Source organism: Rhizobium atlanticum (assembly GCF_030182485.1).
Lineage (GTDB): Bacteria > Pseudomonadota > Alphaproteobacteria > Rhizobiales > Rhizobiaceae > Rhizobium.
This window is the reverse complement of sequence record NZ_JAQJCJ010000035.1, coordinates 12,948-31,541: the sequence shown is the minus strand read 5'-3', so window position 1 is coordinate 31,541 and position 18,594 is coordinate 12,948. Positions and strand designations below refer to the sequence as shown.

Here is an 18,594-nt window from a genome sequence, read left to right as displayed (position 1 = left end):
CGCTCGGCCTCGCAGCCGTGTACTCTTCCGGCCCGAACTCCTACTACTCCGCAGCTGAATGGGCTGTCGCTGCCGAATACGCTATCAAGGCAACCGACAAGCTCAAGATCACTCCTGGCGTCCAGTACTACGGCGACTACTACGTTGCTGGCGACGACTTCAGCGACGGTGATGCCTGGAAGGTCGGTCTGACGGTTGATTACCAGATCGTTGACAACTTCTACGCCAAGGCTTCGGTTCAGTACCTCGATCCGGAAGACGCTGACGACTCCACGACGGGCTACTTCCGCCTGCAGCGTTCGTTCTAATCTGGTCTGATTTCGGTCGATCAGAAAAGCCCGGCTCTCGAGCCGGGCTTTTTGCGTTTGCGCAGGGTAGTGTTTGACTCTCTCAGCTGTCGGAAGCGAGACGATCGCACGATCGCGGAGCCCGCCACGCCGCGGTGGCTGGCGACAGATCGCCTCAGGCATAGGCAAAGGCCCTGGTTACACTCACCGCCGGAACATTTCGTGCCATGACTTTCAGATCCTCGCGGACCATCTCCGTAACCAGCTGATCAAGGCTGGTCTCGTGTTTCCAGCCAAGCTTCGTATGCGCCTTCGTCGGATCACCGATCAGAAGGTCAACTTCAGTCGGGCGGAAATAAGCCGGATCAATCTCCACCACGCACCGACCGGATGTCTTGTCATACCCCTTTTCCTCGACTCCGGTCCCACGCCAATCAATCGGCATGCCCACCTTGGCAAAGGCCTTGTCGACAAAGGCACGGACCGAGTGCGTTTCGCCGGTTGCAAGGACATAGTCCTCCGGTTCGTCCTGTTGCAGCATCAGCCACATCCCACGGACATATTCGCGCGCATGTCCCCAGTCGCGCTGTGCATCCAAATTGCCGAGATAGAGCCTCTCCTGCAGTCCAAGATGGATCGCAGCCGCCGCCCGGGTGATTTTACGGGTCACGAACGTCTCGCCGCGGATCGGACTTTCATGATTGAACAAGATACCGTTGGAGGCGTGCATGCCATATGCCTCGCGATAATTGACCACGATCCAATAGGCGTAGAGCTTGGCCGCTGCGTAGGGTGATCGAGGGTAGAAAGGCGTCGTTTCGCTTTGCGGAACTTCCTGAACTTTGCCGTAGAGCTCTGAGGTGGACGCTTGATAGAAGCGCGTCTTCCTGGTCAGTCCCAGGAGGCGAATTGCTTCAAGCAGCCGAAGTGTGCCGGTTCCATCCGCGTTGGCCGTATATTCCGGCGTCTCGAAAGAGACTTGAACGTGGCTCTGTGCTGCGAGGTTATAGATCTCGTCCGGCTGCGTTTCCTGAACGACACGGATGAGATTCGTTGAATCGGTCATGTCCCCGAAATGCAAGATGAACCGGGGATTCTCGACATGCGGATCCTCGTATAGATGCTCGATGCGGCTGGTGTTGAAGGACGATGAGCGTCGCTTGAGGCCGTGAACAATATAGCCCTTCTCCAAGAGAAACTCGGCCAGATACGCACCGTCCTGACCTGTTATACCGGTAATCAGCGCAACCTTGTTTTTATTCTTCACTACGGTCTCCGTAATTTGTTTCGGCGGAATCAGATGTGAATGCTGTCTCGGTTCACGCGAATTCGTGGTATTTCCTCAGTGATTTCACAAACAATTCCGAATCGCTGAAGTTGTACATGGCGTGTTGTTTCGGATTGACGTTGTTTATGGCAACGCAAAGCTCCGCGTTGCGTGCGGTCCTCAGCTGATGTAAGCAAAATTCGACGGCGCGACGGCTCGTCTTACCCCATTTAACCACCACGAGCGTTCGTTCTGCTAAGGCCGTCAGATGCATCGTATCAGCCGAGGCGAGCACGGGTGCGCTGTCGAAGATGACGACTTGGCCCAGCGAGGCGGCCATCGAGACGATGTCAGCCGCATCCGTCATACGGGCGCGCCGATGGAGAGTGGCATTGCCGGCCGGAATGAAGTCGATGCCGCTCGGATGGTGATCGATGATGTCCCGGATTCCAGCCTGTCCACACAGGAATTCGTTCAATCCCTGCTGTAGCTCTGACTTGAAAAACGAGTCGAGATTTCCGTGTCTGAGGTCGCCATCAACAAGCAGCACCGGAATTCCGTTGGCGGCGAGATCGATTGCCAGTGATCTGGCGACAAGCGACTTGCCCTCTCCGCTGTGAGCCGACGTCACGACAATACTGTTAGGCAGCTTTCCACCGTTGGACTGTTTAAGCGAAGTTATGACAGAGCGAATTGCTTCGTCAAACATCCCGTCTTGAATGTACCCAAAGAGCATAGATGGATCCCTCCGGTCCTTCCGTTTCAGGCGCGGGATGAATCCGGCCGGCGCAATGCGAGGCATTCCGGCCATCTGATCGAAGCTGCGGACCGAGTTATCCAGCATCTCGACCACGAAAGCGGCTGTTACCGCGATCGATATCGAAGCCAGGAGGGCGCCGACCAGATAGAAAAGTCGTCCGCGCCCCTGCGGTGCCAGCGGCACTGCTGCCGGTGACAGAACTTCCAATTCCGCTCCCGGCAGCATGGCTTGCGCAGCCAGGCCACGGCGCTGCTCCTCGAGCTTATCAAGCGCGGTCTGCTCCTTGTCAGACATGCGTTGGAGTCGCGCCAGCTCCGTTTGCGCCAGGGCAGAGCGAGCGCGTTTCTGATGAGCTACCGCCAAGGCCGACCGAACCGCGTCATCCTCATGATCGAGCGCCGCAAGCTTGGAGCGGATGGATTGAAGATATCGATCGACCGCAAGGCTGAGATCGGTGCGGGATTTAAGAATCTTCGCCCGCATGTCGACCACGACTTCGGCGCTGTTGCCATACATCTCGAGAAGGCGCTCGAGATCTTGCTCCTGTGAACGAAGCTCCCGTTGCGCCGCGCCAATGCTGTCGGGAATAACCATATTCTGCAGGGCAAGCGAGAGGTCGTCAGCCGCTTCCAGTGCAGATATCGTTGCTCTCGCTTCGGTGCGGCTTTGTTCGATTTTTGTCTGCCGCTCGCCCAGCTCCATTATTGACTTGATCTGTTCAACCTGATCGTCGTCATTTGAGACGACGTCCATCGTTTTCTGATATGCGTCGACGGCATCGCGTGCTGCCGCAGCGCGGTCCTTCTGTTCCGCGATGCGCTGGAGAACCCATTCTTCTGCCGCATCCAGGCGCCCCCGCAGACCGTCCTTCCGCTCTTCGAGATAGATGCTGATGAGCCGGTTCGGGACCGAGGCTGCCAGTTGGGGATCGCTCGCATCGAAGCCGATCTGAATAACGTCGCTCTGGCCATCACGCCATACGCGCAATGCCTTGTAGTACTTCGGGATGATTGGCTCGATGCTGTTTCGTACCGGCGAGAGTGGTTTTTCTCTGTCGACCAGACCGCGCAACATTGCTCGGATCCTGTCGATAAGCGAGCTCTCTTGCAGCGCTGGATTGAATTCCGGCCACTGATCGAGCCGCAGGTCGCGGATTACCCGCTCTGCAATGCTTCTGGAAAGAAGCCGTTCGGTCTCCGATGCGGCGTCCAGCGGATCGTTGCGGCCGGAATCCTCAGGGCCGAGTTTCGTCGCCAGAGGCGTGTGGATTATCAGCCGGGACTCGGCATGAAAACTCGGCTTCAATCCCGAAACCATCATTGCGGCGATCGCCATAAACAGCGTGACGATAGCCGCGATCATCACCATCCTTCGCCGGATAAGACGCAGGCCCGATGTGAGGTCAAAATCGTCCGACCTCGTTTCTACCTGAAACCGGGGATCGTAGCGCATCGACGAGAGCGAGGTGTTGCGGTCTGGCGGGATAGTTGAAATAGTCATCGTTCACCAACCGACGTTTGAGGTTGCGCGGAAACGGCGTCGTAGAGTTTTTCCAGCGATCGCATGTAGGCCTTCATACTGAACTGATTGAGATAATGAGCTCGGGCCTTGGCCGAGAGGCGGTTGCGGATTTCCGGATCGCTGACGAGTTTGGCCAGCGCCGCAGCCAGGGCATCCTTGTCTCCGACAGGCACGAAGACACCCGTTTCACCGTCGGAGATGACCTCGCCATGCGCGCCGACGCGCGTAGTAACGACCGCAAGCCCGTGAGCGAGCCCTTCGACCACAGCCATTGCCAAGCCCTCGGCATGCGAAGGTAGGACCAGGATATCTGCCCGGGCACACAAGGCTTGCGCCTCGTCGGCGCCGAGCCAGCCCGGCATTTTCACCAGATCGGAAAGGCCCAGGGCTGCGGCTTGGCGTCGGTAGTCTTCCACAGGTCCGTCGCCTGCCAGCACGGCCCGCCACTGGAGCGCCTTCATAATCGGATGACTTAAGGCAAGCAGAAGCTCCCCAACACCCTTGCGTTCGCTCAGTCGGCCGAGAAAGACGATCAAGGGCATCTTGCCGACGTGAACGCTGCGCGCCCCGGGGTCGGGAACACAATTGCGGATGACGGCCACGCGGCGCTCGTCCACGCCCAGAAGCGTCGTTAGCGTCATACGGTCCCGCTGCCCCAGCGCTACGACCTGGTCGGCATGTTGGAACATCCGGCGTATGAGCATTTGTTGCCGTGGCGAGCGTGCGGCAAAGTCACTCGCATAATCGTAATCGTGCAGGTGTAATATGTGAGAGCACCCGAGGAAACGGGCAGCCTCGGTAAGGATCAGTTTTCTTGCGGTGCTGCCGCGACCGGCGATATGGATATGGTGAATGCGTGCCGGAGCAATTATCCGATCCTTGGCCATCATCAAGATGGCGCCGAGCAGGCGCATCGGCGACGTAACCAGGGACCAGCTAGGCCCTCTGGTGTCGGTGACGACGTGCTTTTCGCCTGCCTCCTTCGCCGTGCTTGCTATATAGCCGACCAGCCTGCCAATTCCGCCGCCGTTCTCGCAACCACCCGGGACATAGTGGCGCACGGTTGCTGCGGCATTCCGCACCGCTGTCCGATTCCCCTCCGTGAGCGTCGTCATTCGCATGCTCCGACCACCTCACGATAAACGGCCGCAGCCTGCGCCCCGACCTGTTCAGGCGAATTCGGACCTCTGGCCCAGGCGAGCGCGCTGGTTCCGAAGCTGCTTCTCAGTTCGTTGTTTTCAGCCAGTGTTCGGATGGCGCTGGCGAGCTGTTCGACATCCCCTGGCCGAACCACCATTCCCAGTCCGTTCGGCAGAACGGTGGCGCGCAATTCGCCGACATCGGTCACGATGACCGGTTTGCCAAATGCCGCGGCAAGGTTGAGTACACCGCTCTGCGAGGCTTCCGTGTAGGGAAGAACAACGATATCGGCATCCAGAAAAAGCTGGGCGACCTCCATATCCTCGATAAAGTGGTTGCGAATATCATAGCGGCCGGCTTCGCCCATAAGAGGCTGGAAGATCCAGGGATCATCGCCGCGGCCGGCGACCGTGATCCGCAGATTGGGGAGCTGGTCCTTCAGCATCGCCTCGGCACGGATCAGATGCTCCAATCCCTTGTAAGCAAAAATCCGCCCGAAAAGCAGGACGCGCAAGGTTCCATCTGCGTGGCGCCGCGTCATCTTGTGCTGCCGAGCAAGTTCCGCGTAGCGATGAATGGCCGGATGCGACAGGACATGGACGCACTCGGGCGATTTTGAATATCGCTCGAGAACCATTCGTTTCAGCCCCTCGCCATGCACGACGACATGGCTCGATTGCCGCACGATCAATCGCGGAGCCCAGGCCGGCAGCGTTCTGGTGTCGGAATCGCCGGGATGCACGTCAACATCATGGACGGTCGTCACGAGCGGGATCGGCCGCCAGAATGGCGCAGCAAAGTTCAGCCAGAGCGTGGAATTGCTCAGAAGGTGAATGACATTCGGCCGCTCGTGCCGGATAAGACGCGTGAGTTGGTGTAGGAACCAGGGATTGGAGAGCGACCGGTGCCGTGGCCAGTCCAAAAGGTGCAGATCGACCGCCGGGTCGAAAGAGGAGACAAGGTTGGCGTAGCGCCGACGCGGGACTGCGAGCACGACCTGCAGGTGTTGCGCAACACCACTTGCGAACGAGATGGTGTAGTCTTCGAGTTCGGAAACCAGCATCAGTGCCTTCATCGTGCCGACTCCGACAAGCTAACGGCCTGACCGCGTCGAGGAAGGTCGCGGGCTGTCCGCAATGCCTCACGCATACGCCTCAGCAAGTTTGGTTCTCCGGCGAAAAAAAGTCCTTCCACGCCAAGTCTGAACCGGGTGCGTGCATCTGCCCCCTCCAGCCTGGCTGAGGCGACCCGATACGGAAAGTGATCAGTCAGACGCAGCCTTCCGGCTAAACCATGCGCGGAAAGAAACTGGTTCGTCGCGTCAACGACAGTCCGCCAATGGGCCATCCGCTTTCGCAGCATGGCGGCGTCATCGACTGGCCGATACCAGTTATTGTTGTGAATCCGGTAGAATCCGAGTGAATCCGGCAGGGCGACAACATCCCCCAAAAATGGGTAGGTGCCCGTGAGCCAGGCATCGGCGGAAATGCGGAACTGCTCGGGAATATCTCCTGCCGCATTCCAGGCGCTACGTCTTACTGCGATGGCTGATGTCATTGGGAAGGGCCACCAGCCAGCCGATCTCGCAAGCCGTGGCGATAAATCTCCCGAACACAGGGTCCGAGGGATTGGCTTGAAGGCTGTTGAGCCATCGGTCTGCGTTGGCTGAAGTCGGTGATAAACAAGCGATGCATGAGGATTCGACTGGAAAGCAGCGGCTGTTGCCGACAGCTTGCCCGGCGCCCACCAGTCATCGGCATCGAGAAAACAGAGGATGTCGCCACTGCTTGCCTTCACAGCGGCATTAATGGCGGCGGCCTGTCCCTGGTTCTCCTGGAAGAGCACCTTCACCTGCTTGTCATAACCTTCGAGAACCGAGCGCGACTGATCGCTCGAGCCGTCATCGACGACGATGATCTCGGCATCAGACGCTCTTTGGCGCAAGGCGCTGTCGATCGACCGGGAAAGAAAGCAACCATAGTTGTAGTTGTTGATGAGGACGCTGATCGTCGGTCGCTCCATGACACCCCCTCTCAAGTGCGTTGCTGCGCGACACATCGGTACGCCGGAGTTGCGAACGCTCGTTCGTTCGGCAACGCGAATTGATGGAAAGAAATGAGAGGCGGACAGGGATCATTCTGCGCGATCAGGCTTCCGCCCTGAGCTCGTAGGATCACCACCGCAACGCGTGACGCTTCCGTTATAGTGCATACGAAACCAGGACCATGACGCAGAACCATAAGAATCCCAACCCTTCCAAGCGTCACCTGCCAACAGCCAGTTGCGCCAGAATTATTGCCTCGCTTCACCACCAACTGCGGCTCAGCGCGATCTTCGCGGTATGTTTTCATAGCCAAGCTACCGGCGATTGGTCACGGGTGACATCTGCTCTTATGGGCAATGCCGTTGGTCCAAGCACCAACTTTTGGGGGAGGGGTAGACCGTGAGCTTTCACCCAACCAACGTCCTTGGACGGTGGGTATGCGCGTTAGGCTTAGCTGCGCCTTCGTTTGCGTCAGTTGACTGGGGAGGTGGCGGGATGTTCGTTGGTAAGCAGCGCAGCTGTGAAAGGGGACCGATGTCTTTCCAAATTGCCGCGATCAACAGCCTCTCATCTGTCCAGGCAAATCGGGACCGATAATGAGAGCCGATACGCTTAGAGCCGCGAATGGGCCGACCGTCAGTTGGCGAGCGATAGAGTGCTGGGGCGCGGGCTTCTGCCTTTTCCTTCAGACAGGCGCCCTTTTCCCGCTCATGCTGGCGGACGCTGACGGATCCCTTGGCGATCACGCCAGGTCTATATTGCGTCTGCTTTACCTACCCGTATACGGCTTTACATTGTTGATGCTGGTACGGAATTTTCCGCACTTTCTAACGGCGCTCAAGCGAAATTGGTTTGTCCCCCTGATAGTCGCCATGCCGTTTGTGTCCGTCTTCTGGTCGGTGGGCCCATCAACGACATTCAGGCGCGCCATCGGCCTGCTCTTTACGGTGCTTCTGGCTTACGTGCTGGCGATACGCTTCACACCACGGCAGTTGCTTCTGCTGGCATTTGCCACCTTCGGAACATGCATCGTCCTCAGCCTGCTGGTCTTGGTGGCGTCGCCGGGTCTCGCTCGCATGCCGATGGACGGCGCGGTGCGTGGCATATTCATCCACAAGAACAGTCTCGGGTGGTATGCCGCGATGATGATACTGGTGTCGACGGCCGTCTTGATGGACGGTAGCCGGGGTTTGCGGCGAACAGCTTTGCTTTTCTTGATCGGGGCTGGGGCCTGTCTCATGGGCTCCGGATCGATGACCGCGATCATTGCGACGGTATCGGCCTATTGCTTGATCGGGTTTTATTCCCTGTTGCGGCGGATCGGTGGCATCAGCCGCATCGTCCTCATCCTGTTTTTTGTCCAAATGTTCATCGGGCTCCTCCTTTTGCTTCACGAATTCCTGGTTCCATTCCTGGAGGCGCTTGGCAAGGATGCCACTTTGACGGGCCGAGTGCCCTTGTGGGAACTGGTCGATGGTCAGATTGCCGATCATCTGCTGCTCGGCTTCGGCTACCAGGCCTTTTGGACAGAGGCGAACCCAGAGGCCTGGATTATCTGGTCGAAGATCCAATGGATGGCTCCCCACGCCCATAGCGGATTCCGCGATACACTGCTGAACTTCGGAATAAGCGGAATGATTTTATTCACTCTGATGCTTCTACAGGCATTGCGCCAAGGGGCGATCCTCCAATGCCGGGACCCGCACTATTGCTGGCTCTGGCTGAATGTCTTCACAGTCGTCATTTTGGTGATGAACATGACCGAGACCATCTTCCTGATCCAGAATGACGCGATTTTCGTTCTGTTTATGTCGGGCATCATCATGTTCTCTCTATACGAGCCCGTTGTTTCAACGAGTCCCGGCCAGAAAATGCGGGCATCCGCGCGCAGAAAAACGGCGGAGCTGCAGACTTGAGGCTGCATTTTGCACCGATCTTGAGCATTCTGTTTGCGACGCTCTTTCCGCAGCCGAGCAACCTGGCCTCAGTGACCTCGGACGCAGATGCGCCCGATAAGCTGCAGACGGCGCTTAGGGAAGCGACTTGCGCGGAGGCGTCGCCGGCGACCTTTTCCGACAGGCTGAAGGGGACTTCACTGAGCAATGTACCAACGGGCACATCTGCGGCCCGGGCGGTATTCTATGTTTCTCCTGATGGCAAGGACGGTTGGAGTGGGCGTCTTCCCAAACCCAATCCTCAGCATACCGACGGTCCTTTTGTCAGTATCGAGAGAGCTCAGGATGCTGCGCGTAAGAAGGGCGGCCAAAACACGATCGCGTTGGGCGGCGGGGACTATTATCTCTCTGAACCGATAGTCTTCGACGCGCGCGACGCGGGCCTGGTCATCACGGCGAGGTGCAACGAAGCGCCGGTTCTGCACGGCGGCCCGCTTGTACGCAATTGGACGGCACAGGCCGATGGCCGCTGGACGGCATCACTGAAGCTGCCTCCAGGCAGGGCCGTCGGCGACCTTTTCGTCAAGGGCGCGCTGCAGACGCAGGCACGCTTTCCCAACGCCCCGTTCGATGGAGATCCGCGCAAAGGATGGCTTTTTGCGGCCAAGTGCACAGAGGATGACGACATATGGCATGGCAACACGCGCTTTTGCTTCCATGCCGGCGATCTTCCGATCTCGAAAAATACGGTGGGGCTTGTCGCCCATATTGTCGGTGGTTTTAGCCCCGGTAGCCAATGGGGCAGTGACACCCTCCCGGTAGTTTCAATCGACACCGCCAACCGGACCATCAACACCAGAGGCACTGCCTACTTCTTCACCGCGGAAGGCAGCCGCTATTTCCTGGCGGGGGCGGCGGCCCTGCTCGATGCTGCCGGCGAGTGGTGGTATGACCGCGCCAAGGAGCAACTCGTCTATATTCCGACCGATGGATTGCCAATCAGCTCAACGGCTGTGGCCGGCATCCTGCCGACATTCTTCAGGCTGGATGGAGCCGATGGAATGGTTATATCCGGGCTCCAGATCAGGGATGGGGATCCCCGCGGCAGCGGCAAGTTCGGTACCGACACCAGGAGCTTCGGTGCCATACGGCTCGACCGGGCGGACGGCGTCCGGCTGCTCGGCAATTCCATCGACAATGTAGGTGTCGGCATCCACGTTTCCGAGAGCAAAGATGTCCTGATTGCCGGTAACGTGATTGCGGATGTGGCCGGCAACGGGATTTATGTCGGCACGACCTATGGCACCTTCCTCAAATCGGACGGTGCGACCATCCTGTCGAACCACATCCATGACATCGGCAGGGTCTATTTCGAAACGGCCGGGATATGGTTCCAGGCTGCCGACAATGTCAGGATTGCTCATAATCTCATCGAAAACGCAGCCCAGTTCGGTATCGCCGGTGGCTCGCTGTGGGGAGATCAGGACGCAGTTCATGACGCGATCATCGAACACAACGTGGTCCGCAACGCCAATCAGCAAACGGCAGACGGCGGCGCCATCAAGATGATGGGTGAACAGACCGACCCTTTGAACAGCAGCATTCGCTACAATCTCGTCACCGGAACGGGTCAGCTTATGAACAGGGTCGATGGGACATTCTGGCCCCCTGGATATGAAAATACCAGTGAATGGCCTTCTCCTATCAGTTGGGCGATCTATACCGACGGCAAGGCCAGTGGAGTGCGCATCGAAGGAAATACGCTTTCGGATAATATATCGGCGATCGGCATAAACGGCGGCTGGAGCAACCTGGTGACGGGGAACATCATTACCGGCGGATCTGGGGCTGCCTTTCGCGTCGATGACGGTACGGGCCGGGGGTGGCATCCGCCTTGGGCGGGCCCCAATCGCATCGAGAATAATATCGTGTCGGTCGACAGCGGCAATGGGTTGGCGGCATACATTTACGTGCCTGACCACAAGCTTGGATCGGTGCAATTTGCGCGTAACCGCTACAACGGCAATCTGAACGACAAGAGCTTCAGGATACACCCGGAGATCATGCCTTCGGGAGAGTTTGGCAGTCTAAGCGATCTTCAGAAGGCTGGGATCGACGTAGGCAGCGTAGCGTCGCGCTCCAATTGACAAGAACGGCAACGTGACGGGCTATGTCGCTGCTGGCGGGAGTATTGCGCTCCACACGAAGCTCAGACCACTCGCCGCCGGTTGCTCGGCGCAATAGCGCCCCGATCGTGACGCGAAAATGACTACTGCCGGCAAGAGCTATGACGTCATGGCCTCGGCGAGCGTGCCCAGAGCGAAAATTCCAACGGATCCTGCGCCACGACGAATCCTGCGCGACGCAGGTGCGCGCATCAAGTTCCCGGCGCGGAAGCCTGCTAGGGTTGGTTTGTCGGGCAGTTCTGACGGTTCGTCAGCCCAGTCATCTCGCCTGTTGGGTTAATCATCTCTCCCCCCGCTTTATTCTTGCGCAGGTCCGCCCAGGCTTGGCGCGAGAGTGACTATCTTCTGCGGCCTTGTGAAGGTCAAACCGCTCTTTCGGGGTCGCACTCATCAAAAAGAGCAACGCGGCAAGCCGTGGGGTACGCCGCCTTACTTCGAATATTGTAACTTATCTCGGCCGAAGGCGTAGGAATATGAAGTGTCTTCTACGTCCAATAGTTGGAACTGAAAGTATGGAGACAATCGCTCTGCCGGCATATTCTGATGACAGTTTAAATCGCGAAAGCGTAGGTCATGGGAAAGCAACCGACAGACAGAAGCCAAACTTCAGTTCTTAAACAAAAGGACTCCCTGGAATGGACTAATGTTCTTGGTGTTCGCATTTCGGCAGTTAATCTTAAAAGCGCGACCGGTTTTATTCAAAAAGGGATTGAAGACGGCAGGAGGGAATATGTGTGTGTTCGCGACGCACACGGTGTCGTCCGATGTCAAGATGACCCAGAGCTCCGGTCGATACATAATCGGGCATTCCTCGTGACCCCCGACGGCATGCCGTTGGTATGGGCGTTGAAGCGTGCTGGCCATGTGGACAGCGACAGGGTGTACGGACCTGATCTGATGTTGTCTGTTTTCGAGGCCGGCACATCGAAGGGAATACGCCACTTCCTTTATGGCGCAACGCCCGAGACGCTGCAGCACTTGCAGGCGCAGCTTCTCGCGAAATTCCCGGAAGCTGAGATAGCCGGCTCCTATGCACCGCCTTTTCATAAACTGTCACCGCAAGAGGAAGCCGATATTGCGGACCGGCTCAATCAATCCGGCGCCGATATCATCTGGGTGGGGCTGAGCAGTCCCAAGCAGGAACTCTGGATGGCGCGCATGCGTGACCGTCTGGATGCATCGATGCTTATCGGCGTCGGAGCTGCATTCGATTTTCACGCCGGCCTCAAGCGGCAAGCTCCAAGGTTCATTCAAAGAAGCGGCTTCGAATGGGCCTTTCGTCTTTTGTGCGAGCCGCGACGGCTGTGGCGGCGGTATGCCCTCGTCGTGCCGACCTTCATCTCACTGACAGCATTCCAGAGACTGGGGCTTCGGAAGTTTCCGATCGAAGACGAGTTTTTTGGATCGAGTGCGCCAAAAGCAACAGCCGTAAAGGTGTGAAGCGATCATGTCCCTATTTGCGCCGTCAGCAATCACGTCCGACCTGCGGAAGACGAAACCTTTCGTGGCAAACCCCACACCGACCGCCGAATTCAGCAAGCGGGCAGAGCTGAAAATACCGGTTCCATTCAGGCGCAGGTTGCCTCGGCTCGCTACGTCGTCATTTCTGATTGCCGGCGACATCGCAAGCTACCTGATAGCCTATCTTCTTCTCCTGCCGTTCCTTTCGAACTCTTCGGAGAACATGGTGCTGGAGCGCGCTTTCGCCGTCGCAGCGCTGGCAGCGATCGTTCTTTATGCATCGAACGCGCTCTATCCCGGATATCGGCTTCACGACCACGAACATCTGCGCCGCCGCACGACAGCGTCCTTCAAGGTGGTGGTCATCGCAGCGCTTGGGGCGATCCTTCTGCCGGAAGGACTAGGCGTGCTGCTTCCAATCATCGCCTTCATGGGCCTCGGCTTGGTTGTTCAACCTCTTATGCGTGGGGCCGCACGAGGACTGTCCTGGAGGCTTGGTATCTGGGGTGAGCGGGCAGTGATCGTCGGTGCCCGCAATCGCATCCCTGCGCTTGTGGCGTATTTCTCAGAGCATTGGCACTATGGCATTCGGCCGGAATCCTTTTCTCCCGACACTTCGGAAGTATCAGCCGACAACGGGCCATCGATTGCCTTGATCGCTGACGATACGGGCTCATTTATCGCGGAGTTGGCAACGATGCGTCGGCAGTTCGCCGAAGTCATCCTCCTCTCCGACACGCCGAACCTCAAAATAACCGGTTTGCGACCGGCGGACGTCGGCGGAGAGATCGGTGTTCGCTTGGCCGTCGGTGGGAGATCGGCAAGCTCGAACCTGGTTCGTCGAGTCCTCGATCTCGTGATCGCTATCCCGGCAGCGCTTGTGCTGATGCCCTGCATTCTGGTTGCCGCCGCCGCGATCTATGCCATCGATCCGGGTCCCGTGTTCTTCAGACACGCCAGGGAAGGCTTGTCCGGCAAGCCGGTGCGCGTCCTGAAACTGAGAACGATGTACAGAGATGCGGAACAACGCCTCGAAACATTGTTCCGGGACAATCCGGACATACAAGCCGAGTGGTCGAACCACTTCAAGCTTCGGCAGGATCCGCGCATTCTGCCGGTGATCGGTCATGTCCTTCGCTCATCGAGTTTCGACGAACTCCCGCAGCTGGTGAACATCATTGCAGGAGAGATGTCCTTCGTGGGACCGCGCCCCTTCCCGGAATATCACCTTTCGGCGATGGATAGCGAGTTTCGTGCCAAGCGGCGCTCGGTAACGCCGGGGCTGACGGGGCTTTGGCAGATATCCGAACGAAGCAATGCGGATATCGAACTGCAGCAGCAACTCGACGAGTTCTACATCGACAATCGATCCTTGTGGTTCGATTGGCACATCCTTCTCAGCACAATTCCTGCGGTCCTGAAAGGCAAGGGAGCCTGCTGACATGTTCTCCATCCCGGTGGGCAAACATTAACAACGGAGCAAATAAATGCACGGACAGAAGCGAATTATGGTTACCGGCGGCACCGGATTTCTGGGATCATTCCTGTGCGAAAGGCTTTTGCGAGAGGGCAATGACGTCCTCTGCGTGGACAATTTCTATACCGGCTCGCGCGATAACGTACTGCACCTTCTTGACGATCCTCGTTTTGAAATACTCCGCCACGACATCACATTCCCGCTTTATGTGGAGGTCGATGAGATCTATAACCTCGCCTGCCCAGCATCTCCGGTCCACTACCAGCACGATCCGGTGCAGACCGTGAAGACCAATGTGCATGGGGCGATCAATATGCTCGGCCTGGCCAAACGCACAAAGGCAAAGATCTTCCAGGCATCGACAAGCGAGGTCTATGGCGATCCGGCGGTTCACCCGCAGCCTGAGGAGTATCGCGGAAGCGTCAGTCCGATAGGCCCCCGGGCATGCTATGACGAAGGCAAGCGGTGCGCCGAGACACTGTTCTTCGACTATCACCGTCAATATGGCGTGGAAATCCGGGTGGCGCGGATCTTCAATACCTACGGGCCACGAATGCAGACCAATGACGGACGCGTCGTCTCCAATTTCATTGTTCAGGCGCTTCAAAACGAGCCGATCACCATCTTCGGCAACGGCACGCAAACGCGCTCCTTCTGCTATGTCGACGATTTGATCGAGGGCTTCATCCGCCTGATGGGTACGCCGGCCGGCGTTACGGGTCCGATCAATCTCGGTAACCCGGGAGAATTCCAGGTCCGGGAACTGGCCGAAATGGTCATTGACATGACCGGATCGAAATCAAGCATCGTCTTCAGACCCCTGCCGATCGACGATCCGACCCAGCGCAAACCCGATATCAGCCGGGCAAAGCAGGAACTGGGCTGGCAGCCGACGGTGAGCCTGCGCCAAGGGCTCGAGAGAACGATCGCCTATTTCGAGTGGAAGCTTTCCGGCGAGGCGAGAAGCATGCCCGGCGTCAGATTTCCGCAGATGGCCTACACCAATCCGCCTGCGCCTGCCGTCGGCGTTCCCGTTCCGCACGCCGCGCCCTTGGGAACGTGATCGGCAACGTCAAAGCGCAAGTCCTGGCTCGGTTTGGGTTTAATGAACCGAGCCCATATCGCGGTTTGTAAAAAAGGGCGGCGAGCGTCGGACGTGCAGATCGCCGCAAAAACACTGAGGACACGGGCAATGCGCGTTGCTGTTATTACACCATATTACAAGGAGCCCAACGAACTCCTTGAGCAGTGCCGGGCGAGCGTTGTCGACCAGACCGTTGCATGCGACCACGTCTTTGTTGCCGACGGCTTTCCGAACAGTTCCGTCGCTCGCTGGGGCGCAAAACATTTCATCCTGCCCGATGCTCACGGCGACGCGGGCAACATGGCTCGCGTAATCGGCAGCCTCAGCGCCTTCGCCCAGGGTTATGACGCGGTGGCGTTTCTCGATGCGGACAACTGGTACAGATCCGACCACATCCAGCGTCTGCTTGAACTTCACCACCGTACCGGTGCTGCGGTTTGCTCATCGAGACGTTCGATGCATCGCGCAGACGGCACCTACATGTTCGACGACTCAAAAAGCGACGGCCGAACGCACGTGGATACGAACTGCTTGTTTCTCACGCGGCCGTGCCTTCCGATCGTCGCGCGTTGGGCTCACATGCCGAGGGAACTCTATCCAGTAGGAGATTCTGTCTATTGGAGCTCGATACGGAGCTCCGGGCTGCCGCGCTCTCATGAGCCGATCTCGACGGTCTGTTACCGCACGACTTGGGAAGCCGACTACAAGCGGATGGGCGAACCTGCCCCCGCGGGCAGCAAGACCCTCGCGTTCACTGACCAGCCCTACTACTGGTTCAAGTCCCTTCCGGTCCGAGACCGCTGGCGCATCTGGCAGGATTTCGGCTTCCCGCTCAGGCGTCGCACGGTAGCAAAGCTGGTCGGTCAATATGCGCTGTCAAGACTTTCCCCGTATTCCTATCTCGGAGCCAAAACATGAGTGCCGAGGCGGAAACATCTCTCAACGCATCTGCGAGCGGGAAACAAACGCCACTTAACAACAATACGATGCCGCGGGCGGAAGATCTCTCGAACCAAGCGTGGCGTTGTGCCGGCGGAGGAATAAGTTTGCAACGTGTTGATGTCGTCATTCCCTGCTATAACTACGCTCATTTCCTGCAGGAGTCTGTTGAGAGTGTCCTTTCACAAGCGGGCGTCGATGTGCGCGTGCTTATTCTGGATGACTGCTCGCCGGACAATACACCGGAAGTCGGAAAGGCGCTGGCGTCCCGGGATGACCGGGTCACTTATCGGCGGCACACGACAAACATGGGCCACATCGCCACCTACAATGAGGGGATCGATTGGGCAGGCGGTGACTTATTCCTGCTTCTTTCTGCGGATGATTATCTTTTGCCGGGCTCGCTGGGCCGCGCGGCGGAGCTGATGCGCACCTATCCGAATGTGGGGATGGCGTTCGGGAACGCGCTCATAGCTGAGCCGGACGGTAATACGAGCCGCGCTGATCCTCTCGGCGACCATGACGTGCGTCATATGCAGGTCTTGTCCGGTCCGCAATTCATGCGGTTGAGTGGGGCAAGCAATCTCGTTCCAACGCCGACGGCTGTCGTGAGGACGGCGCTGCAAAAGCAGGTTGGCGGCTATCTTAAGGAACTGCCGCACGCCGGCGATATGGAAATGTGGCTGCGGCTCGCAGCACATGCTGACGTAGGCTTCATCAAAGAGGATCAAGCAGTATATCGCCGACATGCTTCGAACATGTCGCTGCAGTACTACGGCGAAAACGTTCTTTCCGACCTTCTACAAAGAAAAAAGGCTTTTGATGCCCTGTTTAGCCAAGCGACAGATAGCCTCAAAAAGGATCAGATGCTACGACGCTTTCTTGCCATGGATCTCGGAAAGAAGGCGCTTCAACAGGCTGGCATCGCCTTCAACAACTTCGACCTTGCTACGGCCGCGGCCATCCAGCATTTTGCCCTGGAGGTCTCTCCCGAGCTGCGAAATTCGCTGCCCTGGTTCAAATTGGCCTGCAAGCAAACGATCGGGCCAAAGCATTGGTGCGCCTTGAGGTCCATCGGGCGACGAGTTGCAGGATGCATGCGCAGGAACCGGGTTAGATCATCTGCAAGTACAGGAACAACGGTCGGCAGCTGAGGGCTCGATCGCACTTCACGCCACCCGCGACAGACCTGCCCGGTATCAAAAAACCCGGTGACGCATTTCGCGCCACCGGGCTGATTTGAGCACAAATGTACCGGACGAAAAGATTTGTCTCAAGAGTTGTATCAGCACATCGCTGTATTCACGCTCACGCCGGAACACCACTTTGGAACAAGTCGTTGAGCTTGAAAACAACTTCCGTCCTGTTGGTCGCTTTGACCTTTTTCATGATGTTGCGAACATGCACCTTGACAGTGCTCTCTCGGAGATTGAGCTCATAGGCGATGATCTTGTTCGCCTTTCCGCGTCGGAGCGCCTCGACCACTTCTGCCTGACGATCGGTGAAGATGCCGGAGAGCGGGCGGGCCGTCGAGTTGTTCGAGTCCAGCAGGTGACGCATGGCGAACAGGGCGCTTGCAGGCACAAATATTCCTCCTGCCACCGACAGCGCGATCAGCTCCATGCAGACGCTGACGCTGACTGAGGCGGGTATGAACCCTTTGGCTCCGTACTCAAGAGCCCTGACGATTTGTCCGAAATCGTCGCTATCAGCCAACACGATAAGGGGTGTAGAGGCGAATTCCGACGAAAGCTTCCGGATTTGCTCCGAAACGGCCGGTTCATCGACCTTTTTGCCGCCTACATTCAAGAGGATTGCCGCAAGCGGAGCGTATTCGTCGCGCTTCTGCTTCCACTCCTCAATCGAACCAAACGCCAGAATCTGCAAATCCGCCTTTTGAGCAGCCATGCATTGCGCCAGGCATTGACGATCAAGTTCGCGATTATCGAGAATGACAAGCGAATGCGTCTGCCCTGCCGACAGGGCAAGTGTGTGCGCGTTATTAAGGGGAAGAGCTACGTTTTCCTGCCTGAGGTCCAAATTCGGTATAAGTGCTGAATTCACAGCTTCACCCTCCCTCTAACACGTTACGCTTCACTACGACCCGAGTACCGACCCCTCTCAATACGGGGGTTTAGGAAACTCTAAAGTAGGAATCGAATACCACAATTCGCGGAACGTTACAGTAGCTAATATAGGCTAAGTACAGCACAGCTTTCACAATTGGATGAAAATCTGAAGGTAATCCTGAGTATAGACTTAGGTCTTACTGGACTCCTTTCAGGATAGTCTCTGTTTTTACATATAAGTTTTATGGCAAGCCACTAAATGCATGGAAACAATCGCTGTCTCCGGCGTAGGCCCGCATTGCGTGCGGGAGGTGGCCCCCTGCCTCCAGTGCTGGTCGATAGAATGAGCCAAGGCGTAAGTCGTCATAAGTAGATACGCCTTTAGGTGGGTAAGCTTAACCGTTTTGTTTCTTTACTCGGATGACGAAAACAATTCTCTTTGAAGTGTAGAGAAATATTTGTCC

14 protein-coding genes are annotated in these 18,594 nt (G+C 57.4%); 8 read left to right on the top strand and 6 right to left on the bottom strand.

Annotated features, from left to right (window positions below):
- Positions 1-308: porin (locus tag PH551_RS30580; protein ID WP_285196069.1), on the top strand; the 308-nt coding region annotated here is incomplete at its 5' end.
- Positions 309-462: 154 nt separating this feature from the next.
- Here the strand turns inward: PH551_RS30580 and gmd are convergent.
- From gmd to PH551_RS30555, 5 genes are read right to left on the bottom strand one after another with little or no spacing between them, the layout of a single operon-like run.
- Positions 463-1,554: a GDP-mannose 4,6-dehydratase gene (gene gmd / locus PH551_RS30575; RefSeq protein WP_285196163.1), complete on the bottom strand. Its 1,092-nt coding sequence runs from the start codon at positions 1,552-1,554 to the stop codon at positions 463-465.
- 52 nt (positions 1,555-1,606) lie between these two features.
- The gene (locus PH551_RS30570) at positions 1,607-3,814 is read right to left on the bottom strand and encodes a GumC family protein (protein ID WP_285196162.1); all 2,208 of its coding nucleotides are present in this window, start codon (positions 3,812-3,814) and stop codon (positions 1,607-1,609) included.
- A complete protein-coding gene (locus PH551_RS30565) occupies positions 3,811-4,956 on the bottom strand; it encodes a glycosyltransferase family 4 protein (protein ID WP_285196161.1) in 1,146 nt (381 codons plus the stop codon). Before PH551_RS30565 ends, PH551_RS30570 begins: the two co-directional genes overlap by 4 nt.
- Positions 4,947-6,050, bottom strand: coding sequence for a glycosyltransferase family 4 protein (locus PH551_RS30560; RefSeq protein WP_285196160.1), 1,104 nt, complete (start codon positions 6,048-6,050; stop codon positions 4,947-4,949). The genes PH551_RS30565 and PH551_RS30560 overlap by 10 nt, the downstream gene beginning before the upstream one ends.
- Positions 6,047-6,997, bottom strand: a complete 951-nt coding sequence (locus PH551_RS30555) for a glycosyltransferase family 2 protein (protein ID WP_285196159.1) — start codon at positions 6,995-6,997, stop codon at positions 6,047-6,049. The genes PH551_RS30560 and PH551_RS30555 overlap by 4 nt, the downstream gene beginning before the upstream one ends.
- 618 nt (positions 6,998-7,615) lie before the next feature.
- Here PH551_RS30555 and PH551_RS30550 point away from each other — a divergent pair.
- The 7 genes from PH551_RS30550 (at position 7,616) to PH551_RS30520 (ending at position 17,215) form a co-directional block, all read left to right on the top strand.
- The gene (locus tag PH551_RS30550) at positions 7,616-8,935 is read left to right on the top strand and encodes an O-antigen ligase family protein (RefSeq protein WP_285196158.1); all 1,320 of its coding nucleotides are present in this window, start codon (positions 7,616-7,618) and stop codon (positions 8,933-8,935) included.
- Positions 8,932-11,061, top strand: a complete 2,130-nt coding sequence (locus PH551_RS30545; RefSeq protein ID WP_285196157.1) for a right-handed parallel beta-helix repeat-containing protein — start codon at positions 8,932-8,934, stop codon at positions 11,059-11,061. Before PH551_RS30550 ends, PH551_RS30545 begins: the two co-directional genes overlap by 4 nt.
- Positions 11,062-11,673: 612 nt before the next feature.
- Complete coding sequence (locus PH551_RS30540; protein ID WP_285196155.1) at positions 11,674-12,540, top strand: WecB/TagA/CpsF family glycosyltransferase; 867 nt, start codon at positions 11,674-11,676, stop codon at positions 12,538-12,540.
- A 7-nt stretch (positions 12,541-12,547) separates the two neighbouring features.
- Positions 12,548-14,002 carry a sugar transferase gene (locus PH551_RS30535; RefSeq protein WP_285196154.1) on the top strand — a complete coding sequence of 485 codons (1,455 nt, stop codon included), beginning with the start codon at positions 12,548-12,550 and terminating at the stop codon, positions 14,000-14,002.
- Positions 14,003-14,048: 46 nt separating this feature from the next.
- Complete coding sequence (locus tag PH551_RS30530) at positions 14,049-15,101, top strand: UDP-glucuronic acid decarboxylase family protein (protein ID WP_085777568.1); 1,053 nt, start codon at positions 14,049-14,051, stop codon at positions 15,099-15,101.
- A gap of 129 nt (positions 15,102-15,230) precedes the next feature.
- Entirely contained in the window at positions 15,231-16,040 is an 810-nt protein-coding gene (locus tag PH551_RS30525; RefSeq protein ID WP_285196153.1) for a glycosyltransferase family 2 protein, read from the top strand.
- Positions 16,041-16,168: 128 nt separating this feature from the next.
- The gene (locus PH551_RS30520; protein WP_285196165.1) at positions 16,169-17,215 is read left to right on the top strand and encodes a glycosyltransferase family 2 protein; all 1,047 of its coding nucleotides are present in this window, start codon (positions 16,169-16,171) and stop codon (positions 17,213-17,215) included.
- Between the two features lie 154 nt (positions 17,216-17,369).
- On the opposite strand, the gene PH551_RS30515 is transcribed toward PH551_RS30520, so the two are convergent.
- Positions 17,370-18,125 carry a response regulator transcription factor gene (locus PH551_RS30515; RefSeq protein WP_085777571.1) on the bottom strand — a complete coding sequence of 252 codons (756 nt, stop codon included), beginning with the start codon at positions 18,123-18,125 and terminating at the stop codon, positions 17,370-17,372.
- Positions 18,126-18,594 lie beyond the last annotated feature (469 nt).